Raw genomic sequence first — 23681 nt, forward strand, 5'->3', positions numbered from 1 at the left:
CAAGGACGCACCGATGAACACTGCTGTGGATGCTGTCGAACGTACTGAAATCCTGATCATCGGCGCGGGCCCGGCCGGTTCGGTGGCTGCGGCGATGCTGCGCCAGCAGGGCCGCCAGGTGCTGATGCTGGAACGCCAGCAGTTCCCACGCTTCTCCATCGGCGAAAGCCTGCTGCCGCAGAGCATGGAGTACATCGAGGCGGCCGGCCTGCTGCAGGATGTGGTCGAGGCGGGCTTCCAGTACAAGAACGGTGCCGCCTTCGTGCACGGCGAAGCGCGCACTGCATTCGACTTCAGGAAGAAGTTCTCGCCGGGTTGGGGCACCACCTACCAGGTGCAGCGCGCCGACTTCGACAACGTGCTGGCACGCGGTGCCGAGCGCATGGGCACCACGCTGCGCTTCGGCGACGAAGTGCTTGCTGTCGAGCCGGGCGAGCAACCGGCGGTGACGGTGCGCCGCCCGGACGGCAGTGAATACCGCATCGAGGCCGATTTCATCCTCGATGCCTCCGGCTTCGCGCGCCTGCTGCCGCGGCTGCTGCAGCTGGAGTCGCCGTCCAACTTCCCGGTGCGCGGCGCGATCTTCTGCCACGTGCGCGACAACATTCCGGCCGAAGCGGACTTCGACCGCAACAAGATCCTGATCACCACCCATCCCGAGCACATCGACGTCTGGTACTGGACGATCCCGTTCTCCAACGGCTGCTGTTCGCTGGGCGTGGTCGCCGAGCCGTCGTTCTTCGAGCGCTACGAGGGCGACGACCTGCAGAAGCTGCAGGCCATCGTCGGCGAGGACCCCAACCTGACCGGGCTGCTGGCCAACGCCGAATGGGCGGTGCTGCCGGTGCGCCGCATCACCGGCTACTCGGCCAACGTCAGCTCGCTGTGGGGGCCCGGCTATGCCCTGCTGGGCAACGCCGGCGAGTTCCTCGACCCGGTGTTCTCGTCCGGTGTGACCATTGCCTTCAAGTCCGCGCAGCTGGCCAGCGAATGCCTGGCGCGCCGCTATGCCGGTGAAACCGTCGACTGGGAAGCTGAATTCTCGATCCCGCTGCGCGCCGGCGTGAAGACCTTCCGCCGCTTCGTCGAAAGCTGGTACGAAGGCGGCTTCCAGAAGATCATCTACCACCCGCAACAGCAGCCCGAAGTGCGCGACATGATCAGCTCCATCCTGGCCGGCTACGCCTGGGACACCAACAACCCGTATGTGGCCGACGACAGCGGCCGTCGCATGCGCGTGCTGGAGGAACTGTGCAGCGCCTGATCTTCCGTACTGCGGCCCTGCTGCTGTGCCTGCTGCTGGCCGCCTGTGCCGGGCGCATGCCCAAGCCACAGGTGGAACTGCCGCCGCTGCGCCTGTCGCCGGCCAGCCTGCCGGCGCCGCTGGCGCTGCAGCAGCAGCTGCACTTCCGTTTCGGCAGCCATGAGCGCGACCTCGATGCGCTGCTGGAAGCCGATGCACAGCGGGTGCAGCTGGCGGTGCAGGCGATGGGCCAGACCGGCGTGCGCCTGCAGTGGGACGGCCAGCAGCTGACCCAGCAGCGTGCGCCGTGGTTGCCGCCGCAGGTGCGTGCCGAGCGTGTGCTGGATGACCTGCAGTTCGCGCTGTGGCCGACCGCGGCCATCGCCGCAGCGCTGCCGGCCGGCTGGGAGGTCATCGACGACGGCCACCAGCGCAGCTTGTCGCGCGACGGCACGGTGTGGCTGCTGCTGCAGCGTCTGGACGATGGCAGCATGCAGCTGGACAACCGCGCCGAAGGCTATGCGCTGCGCATCGAATCAATCGACATGGCCGGGCAGGACCGATGAGTGCACCGATCTACCTGAACGACCTGGGCATGGTCTGCGCGCTTGGCGAGGACCGTGCCACAGTGGCGTCGGCGCTGTTCGCCGATGTACCGGGCGGGCTCAGCACCAACGACAGCCTGATGCCGGGGCGCACCCTGGCGCTGGGAGAAGTACGCACGCCGCTGCCGACGCTGGAAGACCTGCCGGTGGCCCTGCGTGGGCGCAACAACGCCCTGCTGGACGTGGCACTGGCGCAGATCGCTCCGGCGGTGAGCGCAGCCATTGCCCGCCATGGCGCCGAGCGCGTAGCGGTGGTGTTGGGCACCAGCACCTCGGGCATCGGTGAATCCGAGCAGGCCTTGCGCACCCATGCCGAGCAGGGCCAGTGGCCGCCAGGGTTCGATTACGCCCAGCAGGAAATGGGTACCGCCGCGCAGTTCGTGCGCCAGCGCAGTGGCGCGCTGGGACCGGCGTGGACCCTGTCCACGGCGTGTTCGTCCAGCGCCAAGGCATTGATGTCGGCCGCGCGCATGCTGCGCGCCGGCATCGTCGACGCCGTGATCGCAGGCGGCGCGGACTCCCTGTGCCGCTTCACCGTGGCTGGCTTCAGCGCGCTGGAATCGGTCTCGGCCCAACGCTGCAATCCGTTCTCGCAGCATCGTACTGGTATCAACATCGGCGAGGGTGCCGCGCTGTTCCTGCTCACCCGCGAACCCGGCCCGGTATGCCTGGCGGGGTGGGGCGAGTCGGCCGATGCCCACCACATGTCCGCGCCTGACCCGCAGGGCCTGGGCGCCATCGACGCCCTGCAGCAGGCGCTGCAGCGTGCTGGCTGGGCCGCCGGCGAAGTGGACTATGTGAACCTGCATGGGACAGCTACCGGCCACAACGATGCGATGGAAAGCCTGGCCGTGTCGCAGGTACTGGGCAGCCACGTGCCGGCCAGTTCGACCAAGCCGTTGACCGGCCACACGCTGGGTGCCTCGGGCGCCATCGAGGCGGCGCTGTGCTGGATCGTGCTGGCCGAGAACCCGCAGCAGCAGCTGCCGCCGCACTGGTGGGACGGCGTGGCCGACCCAGCGCTGCCGGTGTTGCCGCTGGTCGCACCGGCCACCCGCCTGGCGCAGCCGCCGCGACGGGTGCTGAGCAATTCGTTCGCTTTCGGCGGCAGCAACGCCGTGCTGGCACTGGAGCGTCGATGAACACGCTGTATGCAATCGAAGAGGTGGTGCCGCACCGCCAGGACATGTGCCTGCTGCAGCGCATCACGCATTGGGACCAGGACACCCTCGAGGCCGAGCTGGTGGTACTCGAGGCAGGCCTGTTCGTCGAGGATGGCCAGGTCCCGGCGTGGGTCGGCATTGAGTACATGGCGCAGGCCATCGCGGCCTGGGCCGGCTGCCGTGCGCGTGCAGCCGGCAAGCCGCCGCAGCTGGGCTTCCTGCTCGGCAGCCGCCGCTACAGCAGCGCGCGCAGCAGCTTCCCCGCCGGTTCGCGGCTGCGCGTACAGGCGCGCTGCGAGCTGTTGGGTGACAATGGATTGGGGATGTTCGCCTGCCGCATCCTGGCAGGTGAGGACGAATGGGCGACAGCCAACGTGTCGGTGTACGAACCGGCCGACGCGATGGCCTATCTGGAGAGTGGACAGGCATGACAGGGAATCGAAGCGTGCTGGTGACCGGCGCCAGCCGGGGCATCGGCCGGGCCATTGCGCTGCGCATCGCGCGCGATGGCTTCGACGTGGTGGTGCATTGCCGCAGCCGCCTGGAAGAGGCACAGGCCGTGGAGGCTGAGCTCCAGGCACTGGGCCAGCAGGCCCGCGTGCTGGTGTTCGACGTGGCCGACCGCGAGGCCGCGAGGGCCGCGCTGGAAGCCGATGTCGAGGCACATGGCGCGTATTACGGCGTGGTCTGCAATGCCGGCATCGCCCGTGACGGCGCCTTCCCGGCGCTGTCGGAGGACGATTGGGACCAGGTCATCCACACCAACCTGGATGGCTTCTACAACGTGCTGCATCCGCTGATCATGCCGATGGTACGGCGGCGCAAGCCGGGCCGCATCGTCACCCTGTCGTCGGTATCCGGGTTGGCCGGCAACCGCGGCCAGGTCAACTACAGTGCTGCCAAGGCCGGCATCATCGGTGCCACCAAGGCGCTGGCGCTGGAACTGGCCAGCCGCCAGATCACCGTCAACTGCGTGGCTCCGGGCCTGATCGAAACCGAAATGCTCAACGATGAAGTGGTTGAACACGCGCTCAAGCTGATTCCCGCCGGCCGCGTCGGCCGTCCCGACGAAGTGGCGGCGACGGTGGCGTTCCTGCTGTCCGAGCCGGCCGGCTACATCACCCGCCAGGTGATCTCGGTGAACGGAGGCATGCTCTGATGGCCGCCAATCGTCGCGTGGTGGTCACCGGTGCCGCCGCCATCAGTCCGCTCGGCCACGATTGGCCGACCATCGAGGCACACCTGCGCAGCTGCCGCAATGCGGTGCGTGCGATGCCCGAGTGGGATGTGTATGCCGGGCTGAACACCAAGCTGGCGGCGCCGGCGCAGGATTTCGCGCTGCCGCCCAACTACAACCGCAAGACCACCCGCTCGATGGGCAAGGTCGCGATCATGTCGGTGCGCGCCACTGAGGTGGCACTGCGTGAAGCCGGCCTGCACGAGCATCCGGTGCTGCGCAGCGGCCGTACCGGCGTGGCCTATGGTTCCTCGTCGGGCAGCCATGAGGCCACCGGTGAATTCGGGCGCATGCTCAACGAGTTCACCACCGATGGCATCAGTGCCACCACCTACCTGAAGATGATGAGCCACACCGCGCCGGTCAACATCGGCGTGTTCTTCGGCCTGTCCGGGCGCGTGTACACCACGTCCAGTGCCTGTACCTCGGGCAGCCAGGGCGTGGGTGCGGCCTATGAAGCCATCCGCAGCGGCAAGCAGACGGTGATGGTGGCCGGCGGTGCCGAGCAGCTCGATGCCACCGCTGCGGCGGTGTTCGACACGCTGTTCGCCACCAGCGTGCGCAACGACGCGCCGCAGACCACGCCACGCCCATTCGATGCCGGCCGCGATGGCCTGGTGCTGGGCGAGGGCGCCTGCACGCTGATCCTGGAGGACCTGGAACACGCGCAGGCGCGCGGCGCCACCATCCTGGCCGAGGTGGTCGGCTACGGCACCAACAGCGATGGCCAGCACGTCACCCAGCCCAGTGCCGACACCATGGCCCAGGCCATGCGCTTGGCATTGGAGGACGCCGGCCTGGACCCGGCGCAGATCGACTACGTCAACGCCCATGGCACCGCCACCGACCACGGCGACATCGCCGAGACCCAGGCCACCGCACAGGTGTTCGGCAGCCGCGTGCCGATCAGCTCGCTGAAGAGCTACGTCGGCCACATGCTGGGTGCCTGTGGCGCGTTCGAGGCCTGGCTGAGCATCGAGATGATGCGCACCGGCTGGTTCGCGCCGACCCTGAACCTGGCCGAGGTCGATCCGCGCTGTGGCCAGCTCGACTTCATCACCGGGCAGGGCCGCGAACTGCAGGCCGAGTACGTGATGAGCAACAACTTCGCCTTCGGCGGCATCAACACCTCGCTGGTGTTCCGCCGCTGGCGCGAGTGAACCACCGTCCCACCGCACTGTTTCCGCTACCCACCCGCACCCCTGACAAGGAGAAGTTTCGATGCGCCGCACTCTCATGATCGCCACTGCCACCGCGCTGCTGGCCCTGACCTCCACCGCCTCTGCCCGCGACACGCGTGTCGAACAGTCCCTGCAGGAACTGGTCAATTCGCAGGCCGCCAAGGACGCTGGCATCGACGGCAGCGTGCGCTTCTATCTGGCCGGCCAGCCGGTCAGCGTGCAGCAGCGCCTGGGCGAAGACGTGACCAACAAGAAGACCAACGCCGCCAACAAGAGCGATGCCGAGGCCTGCCGCTGGGTTGCGTTGTCGGCACTGCGCGCGCTGCAGGACGGTGCCAAGTCGCGCGGCGCCAACGCCGTGGTCGACATCGTCAGCTATTACAAGAAGAACGAGTTCAAGAGCAGCACCAACTACGAGTGCTACGCCGGTGCCATCCTCGCGGGTGTCGCGCTGAAGGGCACCTACGCCAAGGTCAAGTAAGCGCCCGTGTGGTGGCAGCCGTGGCTGAACGACGCCGCCACATTGCTGAACCTCGCCGGGGAAACGCCGTCGATCACGCCGCCAACGTCGGCTGACGGCTTTCCCCGGTGTCGGCTTTCCGACACAATCATGGCTCTTCCCGGGTTATCGTCCCGCGGACATGCACGCCTACGTCTATAAAAGCCAACTCAAGCCGGACACCTACGTCTACGTTCCCCGTCGCGATGATTTCAGCGCGCTGCCCGCGCCGCTGCTCACCTCGCTGGGGACGCTCGCCTTCGTCCTGGAGGTGGCCCTGGATGCCCAGCGCCGCCTGGCGCAGGCTGACCCGGAAAAGGTCCGCAGCGAAATGAGCGAGCGCGGGTTCTACCTGCAGGTGCCGCCGTCGGTGGCCAGCCTGATGCCGCGCCACTATGACTGACGCCTCCCGTCCGCGCCTTGTGTCAATTGCCTTCGCCGCGGGCGCGGTGCTGGCGCTGGGCGCCGCCGTGGGCGGCTTCCCGGGTGCCGTCCTGGCCGCACTGGCGCAGCCAGCGTTCGCGCTGGCGATCTCATGGTGGCGTCGCAGCCGCGCGCTGCTGCCGCTGAAGGTGGTCGCTCGCCAGGACCTGCCGGCGCTGCTGGCGTTGTGGACGGCCGCGCCGCTGCTGCTGGCGCTGTTGCTGGCCTGGCCGCTGGCGGCGCTGCGCGACAGCGGCAGCCTTGCGGCGGTGCTGGGCCTGAGCGTGCTGGTCAGTGCCGGCCTGCTCGCCGCCTGGCGCACCTGGCCGTTGTGGAACGATGTCGAACGCCTCGACGGCAGCCTGGCCCAGCACTGGCAGGCGCTGGCGGGGCGTGACCTGGGCGCCTGGCGCGGCCTCGGTGTGGCCGCGCTGGTGATCGCGCTGGCCGCGCTGGTGGTGCTGCCGGCCTGGCCGGGGCTGCTGCCGGAAAGCGCACACTGGCCCGCCGCGCTGGCGGTGGTGCTGCTGTCTCCCGTGCTGCACCTGCTGCTGCAGCGGGTGGCGCCGGCACCGCTGGTGTCGCTGCGCGCAGGCCCACTGGCCACGGCCAGCGACGAGCGCGAACCGATGTTCTCCGCTGCGGTCGAAACCACGCCGCTGGAGGCGATGGCGCCGCAGGAGCTGACCCCGGCGCTGTATGAAGCCGCCCGCCATGGCCGCATCGACCGGGGCCTGCAACTGCTGCAGGCCGGTGCCGATCCGTATGCGCTGCCGGACCCGAACTGGCGCGACCAGCGCAGCCTGGCGGTGCTGGCAGCGGTGCTGCCGGACCTGCGCCTGCTGCGCGAGCTGATCGCCCGCGGCGTCGATGTGAACGCACCGCACCGGGGCATGACCCCGCTGCTGGCCGCCACCCGTGACAGCTGGCATGGCCGCCCCGAGGCGGTGATGACCCTGCTCGCCAACGGTGCCGACTCGCGTGCCACCGACAGCGATGGCAACACGCCGCTGCACCATGCCGCGCGCAGTTCCGACCCGGGTGTGGCGGCGCTGCTGCGCGATGCCGCCGCCGAAGTCGATGCGTTGAACAACGAGGGCTGGTCGCCGCTGGCCGTGGCCTGCCAGGTCGGCAACTGGCGCCTGGCCCGTTTCCTGCTCGAACGCGGTGCACGCTGCGAACCGGCCCATGGCACCCCGGTGCTGCTGGCCGCCGCCGCCACCGAGGACGACGATCCGGCGGGCGTGCAGCTGCTGCTCAAGCACAAGGCGCGGGCCGACGCGCGTGATCGCCAGCGTCGCAGCGCGCTGCATGAAGCGGCGCTGGCCGGTCACGTCGAGATCATCGGCGTGCTGCTGGCTGCCGGCGCCAATCTGGAAGCGCGCGATGCGCTGGGGCGTACGCCGTGGCTGGAAGCGGCGCGTGCCGGTCGCGCCGCCGTGATCGAGCATCTGCTGCCGCACAAGCCGGACCTGGTCGCGGTGGATGGCGAAGGCCGTAATGCGGTGCAGCTGGCGGCGATGGCCGAGGATGTCTCGCCGCTGCTGATCAAGCGCCTGGTCGAACTCGGCATCGCCGCCGATGCCACCGATCCGGTCGGCCGCCGTGCGGTGGACTATGCCGCCGAAGCCGGCCGCTGGGCGATCGTGGCTCTGCTGGACCCGTCCTATCCATTGCCGGCTGCGGTCAGCGATGGACTGGCCGAGCGTGGCGAAGCCGCCGGCGCAAGTGGCCTGCTGCCCGACCGCCCGCCGCTGACCCTGCTGCGCGAAGCGCTGGGCTTCGGCAACACCGAAGGCATGGCCGCGCTGGCCAAGCTGTGCCAGCCGGAAGAGCTGGGTGGCCTGCTGCTCGATCCGGAGCTGGCGCTGGAGCCGCGTGCGGTCGATTGGCTGCTGGCCCACGGTGCCGATCCCTACGTGCGTGACGCCTGTTCCGACACGCCGATGTTCGCTCTACTATCGCGTGGCATCGACGCGGTGCCGGCGCTGCAGGTCATGCTGCAGCGTGGCCTGTCGCCGACCGGCCGCGGCGGCCTGGCGCGCTTCCTGGCTGCCTGCGCACAACACGACCAGGCCGCCCGTGGCCTGGAACAGCTGGCACTGGAACTGCTGGAACGTGGCGCCGATCCGTTCGCCGCCTCGCCGGCCGGCGATCCGCCGCTGTCGCTCGCGGTGCGCCTGGGCTGGCTGCGCCTGCAGCAGGCCCTGCTCAAGGCCGGTGTCGATCGTGAAGCGCGCGACAGCCACGGCATGACCGCATTGCACCTGGCCACCGCGTTGGCCCGCGAAGGCGCACTGAAGCTGCTGGTGCAGCACGGTGCCTCGCCGGAAGCCCGCGCCGCCGACGGCCAGACGCCGTTGGGCGTGGCGCTGTCGATCGGTCGCCGTGACCTGGCCGACTGGCTGGACTGGCGGGTGTGGCCGTTGCCGCGCCGTACCCTGCGCGAGGCCGATCTGCCGGCCGCTGCGATGGCCGGTGATGTAGACGCCGTGCGCCGCCTGATCGATCTGGGCTTCGCCGTCGACGCGGTCGATGCGCAGGGCTGCACCGCGCTGCTGCGCGCCGCCGGTGGTGGCCATCTGGCGGTGACCGACCTGCTGCTGGCGCGTGGCGCCGATCCGCAGCACGCCGCGGCCAGTGGTGCCACGCCGTTGTCGGCGGCGGTCAGCATGCGCCAGGTGGATATCGTCTCGGCCCTGCTCGACGCCGGCGCCAAGTTGGAACATCGCCTGCCGGGTGGGGTGACCGTGCTGATGCTGGCCTCGGCGCTGGGCCTGCCGGACATCGTCGCGCGCCTGCTCACCGCAGGTGCCGACGTGCACGCCGGTGACGCGCAGCAGCTGGGCCCGCTGCACTGTGCCGCGCTGTACGGTTTCAGTGCCCGCGACCGCTCGCGCCTGCTGGCCCTGCTCGACACCCTGCTGTTGGCGGGCGCCGAGCCGGACCAGGCCGCCGCCGGTTCGGTCACGCCCCTGCTGCTGCTGCTGGGCGCACGCGCCGAGCCGGGTACCGCCTGCGACGAGCAGGTGGTGATGGCGGCGGTAGAGCGCCTGCTGGATGAGGACGTGAGCCTGGACGTGCGTGATCCGCGCGGCTTCGGCCCGTTGCATTTGGCCGCGCTGCATGGCCTGCCGCTGCTGGTGCAGCGCCTGCTGCGCGCCGGCGCCGATCCGGAAGCGCGCGACAGCCTCAACCGCAGCCCGCGCGAGATCGCGGTGATGCGTGGCTTCATCGACGTGGCCGGCGAGTTCGAGCCGCGCGTGCCGGGCGTTTCCTCGATGGCGCGGTTCCTGCGCGACAACGGCTGATCGCTGGAAAAGGGTAGTGCCGGCCGCTGGCCGGCTACCTCATGACATCTCCGGGATCACGGGATTGCCGGCCAGCGGCCGGACTACCGGGTCCGCCATTGATCGGGTGGGTGCCGACCGTTGGTCGGCACACCTACTCGCCGTCCCTTTCCGCGTCGGCCTCGAACAGGTGCATCAGGTCGTTGCGCGCATCACGCGAGGTCTGGATCACCGCGGCTTCGTCGTCGTACACCAGGTACTGGTCACGCAGCAGCTGCTCATCATGCTCACGGAAGCGCTGCACATGGCGCTCGGCCACGTCCGGTGCCACGCCCAATGCGGTCAGCACGCGCCCGCTCATCTCCAGGCTGGTGCCGAACACTTCGCGGAACGGCTCGGCTGACATGTCCATCAGGCGCCATGCATGCTGGCGGTTGCGCGCTCGCGCCAGCACCTTCGCGTCCGGGTACAGCCGGCGCACCATGCGCACCGCGCGCAGGTTGGTCTCCGGGTCGTCCACGGTGATCACGAACACATCGATGTGCTCGCCGCCCGCCGCACGCAGCATCTCCGGCCGGGTTGGGTCACCGTAGTACAGCTGGTTGCCGAAGCGGCGCAGGTCGGCCACGGTGTCCGGGTTCGCCTCCAGCGCCACGAACGGCACCTTCTGTGCGGTCAGCAGGCGTGCGATCACCTGGCCGAAGCGGCCCATGCCGGCGATCAGCACCTTCGGGCGGTTGTCCGGTGCCACCTTGTCGGCCTCGGCTGCCTCGCGCGGTGGGGCCTTCTCCTGGCCGAGCAGCTTGAGCAGCGCGATCATCAGCAGTGGCGTGATCGCCATCGACAGGCCGACGATCGCCACCAGCCGATCGTGATTGGCGTTGCCGAGCAGGTGCGCGCGCTGCGCTTCGTTGAACACCACGAAGGCGAACTCGCCCCCCAGCCACAGCACGCTGCCCAGCAGCAGCGACTGCCGCGGACTGAGCCTGGCGATGCGGCCAATCACGTACAGCAGGCTGAACTTGACCACCAGCAGGATCGCCACGCCGGCGGCGATCAGCCACGGCTCGGCGCCGATGCGGTCGAGATCGATGCCCATGCCCACCGCGATGAAGAACAGGCCCAGCAGCAGGCCCTTGAACGGCTCGATCTGCGCTTCCAGTTCGTGCCGGAACTCCGAATCGGACAGCAGCACGCCGGCCAGGAACGCGCCCAGGCTGGGGCTGAGGCCCGCTTCCTGCATGAACCAGGCAGTGCCCAGCACCACCAGCAGGGCGGTGGCGGTGAACACTTCCGGGCTGCGGGTGCGGGCGATGATGCTGAACACCTTGCGCAGCACCGGTCGCCCGCACAGGATCACCACGGCCAGCGCGCCGAGCGCCACGGCGGCGTCTTCCCAGCGCAGGGTCTCGTTCTTCGCCCCGCCCAGCAGCGGGATGGCCGCCAGCAGCGGGATCGCGATCAGGTCCTGGAACAGCAGGATGGCAAAACCCAGCCGGCCATGGTCGCTGTTGATCGCCTTGTGCTCGGACAGCAGCTGCAGGCCTACCGCGGTGGATGACAGCGCCAGCGCAACTCCGACCACCAGCGCGCTCTTCCACTGGAAGTGGTCGAGCAGCAGCAGGCCGCCCAGCACCAGCCCGGACATCGCCACCTGCGCCGCGCCCGCGCCGAACACCGAGCGCCGCATCACCTTCAGGCGTGCCGGCGACAGCTCCAGGCCGATCACGAACAGCAGCATCACCACGCCGATCTCGGCGGCGCCGAGGATGCGGTCGGCGTCCTGCACGAAGCCCAGCCCGTCCGGGCCCAGCACCACGCCGGCCGCCAGGTAGCCCAGCACCGCGCCGAAGCCGAACTTCTTGAACACCGGCACGGCAATGACCGCCGCCAGCAGCAGCACCAGGGCCAGTTCCAGACCGCCGCTATGCATGGGAATACCTGGTCATCGGGGAAGCCCGCAGTGCGTCCGTTCGGGTGGGGAAAGCGTGGCGAGCGCCACCCGGCCATTATGCGCGCCGGTCTGTGTATGCACGAGAACAACCGGCCGGCCGGCGCCCGGCGCAGGGATGCCGGGTTGACCTGCATGGCCCACGGGTCCAGACTGCCCGCCGCTGGCGGCGCACCGCCGGCACGCGCATTCCGGAGTCCCCAACCCATGTCCAGCGACAGTAGAAGTCGACCTCGTTCGACGCCAGCGATGGCCACCGCCTGACATCGGGACGGTTTGCCTGCGTTGGCGTTGCGCGAGGTCGCACCCCCACAAGGCAAACCCGATGAACCAGAAGCAATTGCTGCGCCCGGTGGCCGATGCCGCCGCACTGGCCGCGCCGCTGGCGAACTTCAACACTGCCGATGCGGTGGAATTCCTCAACACGCTGGAGCTGACCCGCGCCGCGGAAACGCTGGCTGCCCTTCCGTTGCCGCGTGCAGTGAAGATGCTGGAAGCGCCGGAACTGCACCGCAGTGGCGAGCTGGTGGCTGCACTGCCCCCGGCGCGCGCTGCCGCCCTGCTCGGCTTGATGGCCGACGACCGCGCCACCGACATCGTCCATGAGCTGGATGAGGAAGAACGCGCGCGGTTGATCCCGCTGCTGGGCACCGACGCCCGCCAGGCCATCCAGAAGCTGCTCAGCTACCCGCCGAACACCGCCGGTGCGCTGATGACCACCGAGTACGTGGCGGTACCCGCCAGCTGGACCGTGGCGCAGACCCTGCAGCACATCCGCCAGGTCGAGCGCACCCGTGAAACGGTGTACGCGATCTACGTGCTGGAGCCGTCCAGCCAGCAGCTGCAGCAGGTGGTGACCATGCGCCGGCTGATCACCGGCCTGCCGGAGGAGTCGATCCTGGACGTGGCCCAGGTCAATCCACCGGTGACGGTGGACGCACTGATGGACCAGGAAGAAGTGGCACGGCTGATCCGTCGCCACGACCTGCTGGCGATCCCGGTGGTCGATGCGCAGCAGCAGATGCTCGGCATCGTCACCGTGGACGACGTGCTCGACGCGCTGATCGAGGAATCGACCGAGGACGCGCACAAGTTCGGCGGCATGGAGGCACTGGACAAGCCCTACATGCAGATCGGCTTCCTGGAGATGCTGCGCAAGCGCGCCGGCTGGCTGAGCGTGCTGTTCCTGGGCGAGATGCTGACCGCCAGCGCGATGCAGCACTATGAGGACGAACTGGCGCGCGCGGTGGTGCTGACCCTGTTCATTCCGCTCATCATGAGTTCGGGCGGCAACTCCGGTTCGCAGGCCACCTCGCTGCTGATCCGCAGCCTGGCGCTGCGCGAGCTGCGCCTGCGCGACTGGTGGAAGGTGGCCCTGCGCGAAGTGCCCACCGGCATGGTGCTGGGCGCGATCCTCGGCTGCCTGGCCATCGTGCGCATCGTGATCTGGCAGCTGGGCGGCCTGCACGACTACGGCGAGCACTGGATACTGCTGGCGATCACCATCGGTGCCGCGCTGGTCGGCATCGTCACCTTCGGTTCGCTGTCCGGCTCGATGCTGCCCTTCATCCTCAAGCGGCTCGGTTTCGACCCGGCCAGCGCCTCGGCCCCGTTCGTGGCCACCCTGGTGGACGTGACCGGCCTGGTGATCTATTTCAGCATCGCCGCGATGATCCTGCACGGCACGCTGTTGTAACGGGAGCGTCATCCACACATGACGTGGATCTACTGGTCCCGGCGGTAGATCCAGCCATGCGTGGGTGCGGTATCAGGACCTTGCGCACGATCATGCCGTTGCCGCGCCAGTCCGTGTACCGTAGGCGCATGAGTACCTACCACCTGCAGTCCGTGTTCCGTCCGCAGTCGGTCGCGGTGATCGGCGGCAGTCCGCGTGAGCGTTCGGCCGGCCGCGCGGTGATGCGCAACCTGCGCGGCACCGGCTTCCCCGGCAAGGTGGCGTGGATCAATCCGCGGCATGCCGAGATCGATGGCATCCGCACGGTCAAGCGGCTGAAGGACCTGGACTGGGTCCCCGACTTGGCGGTGATCACCGCACCAGCGGCCATCGTGCCGCAGGTGGTGCGCACTGCCGCCGAACGTGGCGTGCAGGCGGCGATCATCCTCACCGCGCACCTGGGCGAAGGCCCCGGTTCGTTGTCTGCACAGGTGGAGGCGGTGGCGCGCAAGCATGGCCTGCGCATCCTCGGGCCGCATTGCCTGGGCGTGATCGCGCCGCACGCACGGCTCAATGCCAGCATCGCCGCGCACTTCCCGCAGGCCGGTGATCTTGCGTTGATCTCCGAATCCTCGGCCATCGCCGCCGCACTGGTGGAGTGGGGCGTGGCGCGCTCGGTCGGGTTCTCTGCCGTGGTCTCGCTGGGCGACACGCTGGACGTCGACTTCGGCGATCTGCTCGACTACTTCGCCACCGATTACCGTACGCGCGCCATCCTGCTCTACGTCGAGCAGATCAAGGACGCGCGCAAGTTCATGTCGGCTGCGCGTGCCGCCGCCCGCGCCAAGCCGGTGGTGGTGGTGAAGTCGGGGCGCGCCGAGCGCGTGCAGCCGGGCAGCCGCGATACCCATGTGCAGGCCCTGGCCCGTGCCGATGATGTGTACGGTGCCGCCTTCAACCGCGCCGGCCTGCTGCGCGTGGGCGCGCTGGACGAACTGTTCACGGCCGCCGAATCGCTGGGCCGGTTGGGGACCTTCCCCGGTCGTCGCCTGGCCATTCTCAGCAATGGTGGCGGCGTCGGTCGCCTTGCCGTGGACCAGCTGATCGCGCTGCGTGGCACGCTGGCCACCCTGTCCGACAGCACGGTCGAGAAACTCGACGCCGTGCTGCCGCAGGGCTGGTCGCGCAGCAACCCGGTCGACATCGTGGTCGACGCCGATGGTGACCGCTATGCCGCCGCCATCGAGGCGCTGCTGGCCGACAACGAGAATGATGCGGTGATGGTGGTCAACGTGCCGACCGCATTCACTTCATCCGCAGACGCCGCACAGGCGCTTACCCGCACGCTCGGACTGCGCCCGCGCCATCACCGCGACAAGCCGGTGTTCGCGGTGTGGCTGGGCAACGATGACCAGGCCACCGCCACGCTCAACGCGGCGCGGGTGCCGACCTATCCGACCGAGGCCGAAGCCGTACGTGGCTTCCAGCATCTGGTGCGCTACCGCGAAGCGCAGAACGCGTTGATGGAAACGCCGCCCAGCCTGCCGCAGGACTTCAGCGTCGACACGGCCGCCGCGCGCGCACTGGTCGATGCCGCGCTGGCCAACGGCCAGCAGTGGCTGGACCCGCTGGCTACGCATGAACTGCTCAAGGCCTACGGCATTCCCTCCGCGCCGGTGATGCATGCGCGTGACGCGCACGAGGCGATGGATCTGGCACAGCCGCTGCTGGAACGCGGTGCCACGGTCGCGCTGAAGATTCTCTCGCCGGATATTCCGCACAAGTCGGAAGTGGACGGCGTGCGCCTGAACCTGTCCACCCTGCCGGCGGTGCAGAGCGCGGCCAACGCGATCCTGTCGCGTGCACGCCAGCTGCGGCCGGATGCGCGCATCGATGGTCTGCTGGTGCAGCCGACCATCGTTCGCCCGAAGGCGCGCGAGTTGATCGTCGGTATTGCCGATGACGCGACGTTCGGCCCGGTGATCGTGGTCGGCCGTGGCGGTACCGCGGTTGAAGTCATCAATGACAAGGCGTTGGCGCTGCCGCCGCTGGACCTGCGCCTGGCCCACGAGCTGATCGGCCAGACCCGCGCCTCGCGCATCCTCAAGGCCTATGGCGATGTGCCTGCCGCCGACGAGCGCGCACTGGCATTGGCGCTGGTCAAGCTGGCACAACTGGCTGCCGACATCCCCGAAGTGCGTACGCTGGACATCAATCCGTTGCTGGTCGACGGCAAGGGCATCCTCGCCCTCGACGCACGCGTGGCGGTGGCGCCATCGCGCATCCTGCACAAGGGCCGTGGCCATCCGCGTTTTTCGGTGTTCCCGTACCCGAAGGAGTGGGAGCGCACCATCGAACTGTCCGATGGCGGCCGGGCCTTCGTGCGCCCGGTGCGGCCCGAAGACGACGCGCTGTTCCGTGCGTTCTTCGCCCGCGTCAGCGACGAGGACCTGCGCCTGCGCTTCTTCCAGTCGGTGAAGCACTTCAGCCACGAGTTCATCGCGCGCCTGACCCAGCTCGACTACGCACGCTCGATCGCACTGGTGGCGATCGAACCGCGCAGTGGCGAAATGCTCGGCGCGGTGCGCCTGCACGCCGATGCCGATTACCACCGTGGCGAGTACGGAATCCTGATCCGCTCGGACCTGAAGGGCCACGGCATCGGCTGGCGGCTGATGGCGATCATGATCGAGTACGCCAAGTGGCTGGGCCTGGACGTGGTCGAAGGCCAGGTACTGCGCGAGAACAGCACCATGCTGGCGATGTGCCAGAGCCTGGGCTTCAAGACCAGGCTCGATCCGGACGACCCGACAGTGATGATGGTGACCCTGCCGGTGCAGCAGGTCGAGGTGCCGCAAACTCCGATGTAGAACCGAGGCTACGCTCGACTGTTCCAGAGGCAGCCGAGCATGGGCTTGTATGTTCCTTGTATGTTCCTCCCAGCGCCTACGCGGTATGTAGGAGCCGGGGTGGAGGGACTGACGAGCATGGATCTGCGGATATGGGCCGACAGACGAGCCGAGCGATCTCCATCCCGCATTCGCAGGGAGTTGCTCAGAACACCTCCAACATCAGGTATTCATTACGAGTCTTGGAGTGAAGTCGAATTCTCAGTTGGATAGAACAAAGACGATGGCTACATTGGTGTCGCAAATGCCTATTTGATCGCTGTGGAAAGTCACGCTACGGTTTAGTACGCGCTAGGGTGATGCGCCCGCCAACAGCGCTCGGAGACGGGATGTCGGATTCGTTGCTTAGACACCCAGTCTTGGATGCAAAGCGAAGCAGCTGGTTGGGCGGCATTATGCTCTCCCAATCCCAGAGGCTTTGGGCGTTCCCTCTGTTTGCCGCACTCTCGGTGCTGACTGTCGCTAATTGACCATTCTTGAAGTTGAGAGCGTCGACGGTGCAGCTGTGCCGGTCGTCGTTGGGATTGGAACTGCGTTTGGTAAAGGTTTTGTCGCTGGTGTTGCTATTGCTGGTGCTGGTTATGCGGGCGATCAGCTCGATCGGATGGCTTGGTAAATAATTGGCCGGATCGCGGTGATTTCGCCCTGCGATCCCTTGAGGGTTGATGTGAAGATTACTGATGGATTTGATGGGCGACATGGCAAGTTCTATTTTATTTCCCTGGTAGCAATGGCGTCTGCCTCAGCGCTGATGCTGGTGGCAGCGCTGAGGGGTGCTGAGCCTTTGCAGGTTCCTCAGGTGGTCGGGGTTTTCGTTGCCGCTTTCTCGCTGCTGTGTTCGACGGCAAGTTACCTATCAATAAAGAAAGTTAAGTGCTCGTTCCTGCTGCTTGGGGTTTCGGCTGTTGTATTTTCTGCAGCTCTATGGTCGTTTGGTGCGCCTTTGTCTTTCGTGCTGCTTTTGGGGCTACCAGCTCTGATTTTGTCTTTCATTTCAGTTATTTTTCGGGATAAGGTCGATGTCCAGGTCGAGAGGGATGACTAGCGTTCTGTATTGCACTCTGGTGCTGGAAATCCAGCACTCAGCAACGATTGTTCAGGGCATCCCAAGCGATCGCCCGCCACGTGAAGAGGGAGAGCGATCGTCTGCGTGAATACGTACCGCGTACCGACGAGCAGCAACTGATGCACGATTTGCTGCACTAGCGGCGGGCGCTGGTGGAGGCACGCGCGCGCTCGTAGCAATCCTTCGGGGTAAGCGGAAGTGCCCCCTAGAGAGCTGTCAGATCTGTCCCGCGCCCTGGCTGGGACGCTAGCCAGCTGGAAAGCACGCTGCGGCGCTTGAGTCGCGATGAAGAGCACTGCGCGTTCTACAGGCGCCTCCTGGTATCGGCTCCGCCGTCGTGGCTCACCTGATCTACTACATGACGCGCTGGCCGTTGGCTAACGCCGATGCATGGATCGGCCTGGATCCCCGGCCCAACGAGTCTGGCGGCAGAACTGGGCGGCGTCGGCTGTCCAAACAGGGCCCGTTGATGCTGCGCCAGATGCTCTACATGGCCGAATGGGCCTCAAGCGGTGTCGCTAGGGGCAACGCTCTATGATGAACTGTCAAAACGCGGTCACCCCAGCACCACCATCTTCAACCTTCTGCATAGGAAGCTGGCCAGGATCCCATGCACACTGGACGTGTGCCAATTTCAGCAGATCGATTGTGCGTGAACTGACCATGGATGAAGTTATCGAAGTCGAGGGTAAAGGTGCGATGGGCGCCTTTCTCAACCGTGCCGGTGCAGGTGGTTTTGCCGGTGCACTCGTCGGCGGCCCGGCCGGGGCCGCTGCCGGTGCGCTCATCGGCGGTGGAATTGCCGTTGCGCTTTACCTGATGTAAGTACACCTTCTCTGAAACTCGAACAATCGTATTCAAATAGGGGGAATCATCATGCGTGAACTCAACAATGCCGAAGTTGCCAATGTCGATGGCGCGGGTGAAGGCGCTTCGAACGGCTTGGCCGGTGGTGCGGTCGCCGGTGCTGCAATCGGGTTCTTGGTGGGGGGCCCGGTGGGCGCGTTCGCCGGCGCCGTCAGTGGTGGCATTTACGGTGCGATCGTGGGTCACTACCTGATGTGATGGGTGTCGCGTAGGGGTGCTCGCGCGCCCCTGCGCGATCTGTTTGGAGCCATTGGTTTCGGAAAATGCTGGCACGAGGAGAGCAGATCATGAAGTTTCCGGGTATCGACGAAAAGACATTCGCCATCTGTGTGTGCTGCCTGGCCGTGGTCGCGGCATCTTCAGGCCGCTGGATTTGGCCACTTCTGTGCGTTGGTGCGGTGGTGGTTGCCATCGCCAGATTCGCGGATGCAAGGCGCAAGCGGATTCAGAGAGAACACACATCGAATTGAACCCCTGTGCGGGGATGCATTCGCGCCGCCCAGTTCATGCGGCGTGCTCAGTAAAGGCTATCGGCACCGATGATCGTGCCAAGGACTTCTGTTTCAAATTGACTGGGAGCTTGGGCTTGTCATCGGAATGAAAGCGATACTTCAGTCGGAGGCAACGGAGTGTGGGCTGGCGTCGATCGCGATGATCGCCGATTTCCACGGAAAGAGGATCGGCTTGAGCGAGATCCGCCGACGCTATCCGTTGTCGCTCAAGGGTGCCAAGTTGGGCCAGCTCATCCACATTGGCCAGCAACTGGGGTTGTCTTCGCGGCCCTTGCGGCTTGAGATGGAGCATCTTTCCCAGCTCAAACCGGCTTGTATCCTGCATTGGGATCTGAACCACTACGTGGTGCTGGCAAAGGTTGATGAACAGCGCATTGAGGAAGCTGCTCGAATGGCCGCGGTGCATGATGACATCGCGGGGATGGCGATGGGTTACCACGGTCTTATCGGCGGCATGGGCAACTCGCTCTCAGGCGGTCAGAAGCAGCGAGTGATTCTGGCCCGCGCCCTCTACCGCCGGCCACGGATTCTGTTTCTAGATGAGGCCACCAGCCATCTTGATGTCATGCGCGAGCGCTTGGTCAACGAAGCCGTGCAGCGTATGGAGCTGACCAAGGTGATCGTGGCCCATAGGCCGGAGACCATAAACAGCGCCGACCGCGTGCTCGTGATGGAGCAGGGGCGGATCGTCCAGGAGGTGCGGCCCCAGCGTGAGGCGTCGACGGCGCCTGCTTCCGACGCCGAGGAATGCGTCGCGGCATCGGTCTGACTGGCGTCCCACAGGGTATCCAGAAGCGGGCGCGGGTCCAGCGCGCCTGTTTCATCCGGGGCATGTCGCCGCGCTTGGCGCGGTCGCTGGCATGGCGCCGCCACCGCGCTGGCGCGACAATACCCGCATGACCGACCGCATCCCCCTGCTGCTGCTGCCTGGCCTGCTCAACGACGCTGAGCTGTGGCGCGCGCAGTTGGCTGACCTGGCCGACATTGCCGATTGCACGGTGGGCGACCAGACCCGTGCTGAGACCCTGCAGGCGGTGGCCGAGGACGTGCTGGCGCAGGCGCCGGAACGCTTCGCCCTCGCCGGTTTCTCGCTGGGTGGCTTCGTCGCCCAGCAGATCCTGCGCATCGCGCCCGAGCGTGTGCTGCAGCTGGCGCTGGTCGATACCTCGATCCACGCCGATTCACCGGAACGTGCCGAACAGCGCCGCAGCCAACGGGCCAGCGTGCGCCTGCCCGGCAAGTTCCATGGCTTCGGCGATGTGCTGATGCGCAGCTACATCGATGCCTCGCGGCTGGATGATTACGTGCTGGTGCAACGTGTGCGTGACATGACCGCCCGCCTGGGCGCGGACGTGTTCCTGCGCCAGAGTGCGCTGGAACGCCGTGACGGCCATGACGTGCTGGCTGGCTACCGCGATCCGCTGTTGATCATCTGCGGGGCCAACGACCGCATTACGCCACTCGCGGTCAGCGAGGAAATGCACGCCCTGGTGCCGCACTCGCAGCTGGTGGTGGTGCCGGACTGCGGGCACCTGGCACCGATGGAAAAGCCGGATGAGGTCAGTGCGGCAATGCGCGGGTGGTTGCTGCAGGGCTAGGCCAAAAGCCGCTTCTGGTGGGTGCGGACCTTGGTCCGCACGGTGTTTCAATGATCCATCAGAGGTCAGTGCCGACCAAGGGCGGACCCTACCGATTCCGAGCTGTAACCGCAGTTGGAATCAATCCCAGGCGGGTGCAATCCCTTCCGGATTCGCCAGGCGATGGCCACGGTCCAGCTTGGCGATCTGCGCCATGTCTTCGTCGGTCAGGCGGATCGCTGCCGCTTCCAGGTCGCTCGACAGGTTCTCGCGCTTGGTCGACGACGGGATCACCGAGAAGCCCTGCTGCAGCGCCCAGGCCAGCGCGATCTGCGCCGGAGTGGCCTGGTGGCGGCCGGCAATGGCCTGGATCACCGGGTCCTTGATCACCTCGCCATAGGCCAGGCTCATGTAGGCAGTGATGTGGATGCCGTTGTCCTGCAGGAACTTCACCAGCAGGCGGTTCTGCAGGTAGGGATGGATCTCGATCTGGTTGGTGGCGATGGCATCGGCGCCAAGGATCTCGATGGCCTTGCGGGTCTGGGCGATGGTGAAGTTGGAGATGCCGATCGCCTTCGTCAGGCCCTGTGCCTTGGCCTCGGCCAGCGCCGGCAGGTACTCCTCCATCGGCACGTCGACCTTGTCGTTCGGCGACGGCCAGTGGATCAGCGTCAGGTCCACATGATCGGTACGCAGCTTTTCCAGACTGGTATGCAGGCTGGCCAGCAGCGCTTCGCGCTTGAACGCGGTGATCCAGACCTTGGTGGTCAGGTAGATCTCTTCGCGCGGCACGCCGGAATCGGCGATGGCCTGGCCGACCTCGGCTTCATTGCCGTAGATCTGCGCGGTATCGATGGCGCGGTAGCCGACATCCAGTGCGTTGCGCACCGAGTCGATCACGGTCTGGTCTTTCAGGCGGAAGGTGCCGAGACCGAAGGCGGGGACAGTCATGGGGAGCTCCAGCAGAGGGGAGGGATGCGAATATCCAGCAAAGGGTAGGCCAGTGGCCGCATGCGTGCCGGCAACGGTGCATTGCACCACCGTACCGGCAGGGCATGACCTATCTCAATGCGTGGCCACGGCGATGCCATCGGCGCGGTCATCGATGCCGTCGCGGCGGTCCAAGCGGCCGCTGAGCACGGTCAGTGCATACGCACCCACCACCACCAGCGCGCCCAGCCACGGCGTGTGCATCAGGCCGATGTTCTCCACCACCAGGCCGCCGAGCGAGGCGCCCAGCGCGATGCCGATGTTGAAGGCGGCGATGTTCAGCCCCGATGCCACGTCGGTGGCCTGCGGCGCATAGCGCTGAGCCTGCTTGACCACATACACCTGCAGGCCGGGCACGTTGCCGAAGGCCACCGCACCCAGTGCCAGCACCGTCAGCAGCATCAGCCAGGTGTTGTAGGCGGTGAAGGTGAGCACGAACAGCACGACGGCCAACAGGGCGAAGATGCGCTTCAGTGCGGGCACCGGGCCCATGCGGTCGGCCATGCGCCCGCCCCACAGGTTGCCGATCGCCACCGACACGCCGTACACCAGCAGCACCAGGCTGACTGCGTTTGCCGAGAAACCAGTGACGACTTGCAAGATCGGCGCCAGATAGGTGAAGGCCAGGAAGGTGCCGCCGTAGCCCAGCGCGGTCATCGCATAGACCAGCAGCAGGCGGGGTTGGGCGAGTACGGCCAGCTGCTGGCGGAAGCTGGCCGGCGCACTCTGCGGCACGCTGCGCGGCACGAACAGCAGCGCGCCGAGCAGGGCGATCACGCCCAGCGCGGCCACCGCCAGGAAGGTGGCGCGCCAGCCCAGGTGCTGGCCGATGAAGGTGCCCAGCGGCACACCGGTCACCAGCGCCACGGTGAGGCCGGTGAACATGATGGCGATCGCGCTGGCGGCCTTCTCCTTCGGCACCACCGCGGTGGCGATGATCGAACCGATCGAGAAGAACACACCGTGGGCGAGGCCGGTGAGGATGCGGGCGACGATCAGCGAGGTGTAGCCCGGCGCCAGGAAGGCGATGACGTTGCCGAGGGTGAACAGCACCATCAGCGCCACCAGCAGCGACTTGCGCGGTACGCGGCCGGTGAGCGCGGTCAGCACCGGCGCACCGATGGCCACGCCGAGGGCATACAGAGAGACCAGCAGGCCGGCCGAGGGCAGGCTGACCTGCAGGTCGGCGGCAATGGTGGGAATCAGGCCGACGATGACGAACTCGGTGGTACCGATGGCGAAGGCACCGAGGGTCAGCGCCAGCAGGGCGAGGGGAATGCCACGGATCATGGCCGGCTCCGGAGGGAAGGAAGGCGCGCAGTGTGCGCGGCGCACCTTTGCCGAAAAACCGGTCTTCACGCCAATCACTATTGCCGCCCAGTCAATAATGGCGGCATGAAAACCACTCTCGATGAAATGCAGGCCTTCCTCGCGGTGATCGACAGCGGGTCGATCAGTGCTGCCGCCGAACAGCTGGGGCAGACGCCATCGGGCGTGAGCCGGGCGCTGGGGCGGCTGGAAGACAAGCTCGGCACCACCCTGTTGACCCGTACCACCCGCCGCCTGCACCTGACGGCAGAGGGCGAGGCCTACCTGCGCCATGCACGGGCGATCATCGATGCGGTGGAGTCCGCCGAGGAACAGATGGCCGCCCGCCGCGAGCGCCCGGCCGGGCGCCTGCGCGTGGATGCGGCGATGCCGTTCGTGCTGCACGTGATCGCGCCGCTGGTGGCCGGGTACCGCGCGCGCTACCCGGAGGTGCAGCTGGAGTTGAACAGCTCCGAGCGCTACATCGACCTGCTGGAACGGCGCACCGACCTGGCGATCCGGATCGGGCCGCTGGCCGACTCCACCCTGCATGCGCGGCCGTTGGGTCGCTGCCAGCTGCGGCTGGTGGCCAGTCCGGCCTACCTGGCGGCACACGGCGAACCGGCCAGCGTCGCCGCGCTGGGCCAGCACACCCTGCTCAGCTTCAACGAACCGGAATCGTTGAATCACTGGCCGCTGCCGGGCGATGCCGATGGCCTGCTGCGGGTGCGTCCGGATATCGCGGTGTCCAGCGGCGAAACACTACGCCGACTGGCGGTGGAAGGCGTGGGCATCACCTGCCTGTCCGACTTCGTGACCGACCGCGACCGCGCCGCCGGCACGTTGGTGCCGGTGCTGGCGACGCAGACGCTGGATGTGTACCAGCCGATCCACGCGGTGTATTACCGCAACACGGCGGTGTCGGCGCGGATCAGCTCGTTCCTGGATTACCTGGGTGAAGCGATGGCGCGGAGCGATTACCTGCGCTGAGGTCGTGGTGGGGTTGCCGGCCAGCGGCCGGCACTACCGCAGGTTACGGCGGGGGGGGGCCGCGGGGGGGCCCCCCCCCCGCCCCCCCCCCCCCCCCCCCCCGCGGGGCGCCCCCCCCCGTGGGGGGGGGGGGGGGGCCCCCCCCGCGCCGCCACTACCGCAGGTTACGGCGGGTGCGGACCGTTGGTCCGCACG

General features: G+C 67.3%; 21 protein-coding genes. 16 read left to right on the plus strand and 5 right to left on the minus strand.

The window, feature by feature from the left end; genetic code table 11:
• Window positions 1-13 precede the first annotated feature (13 nt).
• From R5H29_RS03810 to R5H29_RS03850, 9 genes are all read left to right on the plus strand, one after another.
• Window positions 14-1264, plus strand: a complete 1251-nt coding sequence (locus tag R5H29_RS03810) for an NAD(P)/FAD-dependent oxidoreductase (protein WP_332328773.1) — start codon at window positions 14-16, stop codon at window positions 1262-1264.
• Complete coding sequence (locus tag R5H29_RS03815) at window positions 1252-1809, plus strand: DUF3261 domain-containing protein (protein ID WP_019661706.1); 558 nt, start codon at window positions 1252-1254, stop codon at window positions 1807-1809. Before R5H29_RS03810 ends, R5H29_RS03815 begins: the two co-directional genes overlap by 13 nt.
• Entirely contained in the window at window positions 1806-2990 is a 1185-nt protein-coding gene (locus R5H29_RS03820) for a beta-ketoacyl-[acyl-carrier-protein] synthase family protein (RefSeq protein WP_332328774.1), read from the plus strand. Before R5H29_RS03815 ends, R5H29_RS03820 begins: the two co-directional genes overlap by 4 nt.
• On the plus strand, window positions 2987-3442 hold the full coding sequence (locus R5H29_RS03825; RefSeq protein WP_332328775.1) for a hypothetical protein: 456 nt from the start codon (window positions 2987-2989) through the stop codon (window positions 3440-3442). The genes R5H29_RS03820 and R5H29_RS03825 overlap by 4 nt, the downstream gene beginning before the upstream one ends.
• Window positions 3439-4170 carry a 3-ketoacyl-ACP reductase FabG2 gene (locus tag R5H29_RS03830; protein WP_332328776.1) on the plus strand — a complete coding sequence of 244 codons (732 nt, stop codon included), beginning with the start codon at window positions 3439-3441 and terminating at the stop codon, window positions 4168-4170. Before R5H29_RS03825 ends, R5H29_RS03830 begins: the two co-directional genes overlap by 4 nt.
• Window positions 4170-5408 carry a beta-ketoacyl-ACP synthase gene (locus tag R5H29_RS03835; protein ID WP_019661702.1) on the plus strand — a complete coding sequence of 413 codons (1239 nt, stop codon included), beginning with the start codon at window positions 4170-4172 and terminating at the stop codon, window positions 5406-5408. The genes R5H29_RS03830 and R5H29_RS03835 overlap by 1 nt, the downstream gene beginning before the upstream one ends.
• Window positions 5409-5469: 61 nt before the next feature.
• Window positions 5470-5910 (plus strand): hypothetical protein, encoded by a 441-nt coding sequence (locus tag R5H29_RS03840; protein WP_005420284.1) that lies wholly within the window; start codon window positions 5470-5472, stop codon window positions 5908-5910.
• A 160-nt stretch (window positions 5911-6070) separates the two neighbouring features.
• On the plus strand, window positions 6071-6331 hold the full coding sequence (locus R5H29_RS03845; protein WP_014648833.1) for a YcgL domain-containing protein: 261 nt from the start codon (window positions 6071-6073) through the stop codon (window positions 6329-6331).
• Complete coding sequence (locus R5H29_RS03850) at window positions 6324-9662, plus strand: ankyrin repeat domain-containing protein (RefSeq protein WP_332328779.1); 3339 nt, start codon at window positions 6324-6326, stop codon at window positions 9660-9662. The genes R5H29_RS03845 and R5H29_RS03850 overlap by 8 nt, the downstream gene beginning before the upstream one ends.
• A 133-nt stretch (window positions 9663-9795) precedes the next feature.
• On the opposite strand, the gene R5H29_RS03855 is transcribed toward R5H29_RS03850, so the two are convergent.
• On the minus strand, window positions 9796-11574 hold the full coding sequence (locus R5H29_RS03855) for a monovalent cation:proton antiporter-2 (CPA2) family protein (RefSeq protein ID WP_049411517.1): 1779 nt from the start codon (window positions 11572-11574) through the stop codon (window positions 9796-9798).
• A gap of 343 nt (window positions 11575-11917) precedes the next feature.
• Here R5H29_RS03855 and mgtE point away from each other — a divergent pair, with 343 nt between their 5' ends.
• Window positions 11918-13288, plus strand: a complete 1371-nt coding sequence (mgtE, locus tag R5H29_RS03860) for a magnesium transporter (RefSeq protein ID WP_019661699.1) — start codon at window positions 11918-11920, stop codon at window positions 13286-13288.
• Between the two features lie 128 nt (window positions 13289-13416).
• Window positions 13417-16137 (plus strand): bifunctional acetate--CoA ligase family protein/GNAT family N-acetyltransferase, encoded by a 2721-nt coding sequence (locus tag R5H29_RS03865; RefSeq protein WP_332328781.1) that lies wholly within the window; start codon window positions 13417-13419, stop codon window positions 16135-16137.
• 313 nt (window positions 16138-16450) lie between these two features.
• Here R5H29_RS03865 and R5H29_RS03870 read toward each other — a convergent pair whose 3' ends face one another.
• On the minus strand, window positions 16451-16876 hold the full coding sequence (locus tag R5H29_RS03870) for a hypothetical protein (RefSeq protein ID WP_155647145.1): 426 nt from the start codon (window positions 16874-16876) through the stop codon (window positions 16451-16453).
• On the opposite strand from R5H29_RS03870, the gene R5H29_RS03875 reads away from it, so the two are divergent.
• Both R5H29_RS03875 and R5H29_RS03880 read left to right on the plus strand, forming a co-directional pair.
• The gene (locus R5H29_RS03875; RefSeq protein WP_171952479.1) at window positions 16844-17221 is read left to right on the plus strand and encodes a hypothetical protein; all 378 of its coding nucleotides are present in this window, start codon (window positions 16844-16846) and stop codon (window positions 17219-17221) included. The two genes, R5H29_RS03870 and R5H29_RS03875, sit on opposite strands and share 33 nt — an antisense overlap.
• Before the next feature lie 379 nt (window positions 17222-17600).
• Window positions 17601-17780: an IS110 family transposase gene (locus R5H29_RS03880; protein WP_229301259.1), complete on the plus strand. Its 180-nt coding sequence runs from the start codon at window positions 17601-17603 to the stop codon at window positions 17778-17780.
• 38 nt (window positions 17781-17818) lie between these two features.
• Here R5H29_RS03880 and R5H29_RS22940 read toward each other — a convergent pair whose 3' ends face one another.
• Entirely contained in the window at window positions 17819-18295 is a 477-nt protein-coding gene (locus R5H29_RS22940; protein ID WP_407073518.1) for a hypothetical protein, read from the minus strand.
• A 411-nt stretch (window positions 18296-18706) separates the two neighbouring features.
• Between R5H29_RS22940 and R5H29_RS03895 the strand changes: the two genes are divergently transcribed.
• Complete coding sequence (locus tag R5H29_RS03895) at window positions 18707-19390, plus strand: cysteine peptidase family C39 domain-containing protein (protein ID WP_332328782.1); 684 nt, start codon at window positions 18707-18709, stop codon at window positions 19388-19390.
• Between the two features lie 127 nt (window positions 19391-19517).
• Window positions 19518-20219: an alpha/beta fold hydrolase gene (locus R5H29_RS03900; RefSeq protein ID WP_171952693.1), complete on the plus strand. Its 702-nt coding sequence runs from the start codon at window positions 19518-19520 to the stop codon at window positions 20217-20219.
• Between the two features lie 120 nt (window positions 20220-20339).
• On the opposite strand, the gene dkgB is transcribed toward R5H29_RS03900, so the two are convergent.
• Complete coding sequence (gene dkgB / locus R5H29_RS03905) at window positions 20340-21149, minus strand: 2,5-didehydrogluconate reductase DkgB (protein ID WP_171952484.1); 810 nt, start codon at window positions 21147-21149, stop codon at window positions 20340-20342.
• Between the two features lie 114 nt (window positions 21150-21263).
• Window positions 21264-22556 carry an MFS transporter gene (locus R5H29_RS03910; protein ID WP_332328783.1) on the minus strand — a complete coding sequence of 431 codons (1293 nt, stop codon included), beginning with the start codon at window positions 22554-22556 and terminating at the stop codon, window positions 21264-21266.
• A gap of 27 nt (window positions 22557-22583) precedes the next feature.
• Here R5H29_RS03910 and R5H29_RS03915 point away from each other — a divergent pair, with 27 nt between their 5' ends.
• Complete coding sequence (locus tag R5H29_RS03915; RefSeq protein ID WP_005411584.1) at window positions 22584-23486, plus strand: LysR family transcriptional regulator; 903 nt, start codon at window positions 22584-22586, stop codon at window positions 23484-23486.
• Window positions 23487-23681: the final 195 nt, after the last annotated feature.

It is taken from the genome of Stenotrophomonas sp. A3_2 (genome assembly GCF_036624925.1).
GTDB classification, from domain to species: domain Bacteria; phylum Pseudomonadota; class Gammaproteobacteria; order Xanthomonadales; family Xanthomonadaceae; genus Stenotrophomonas; species Stenotrophomonas hibiscicola.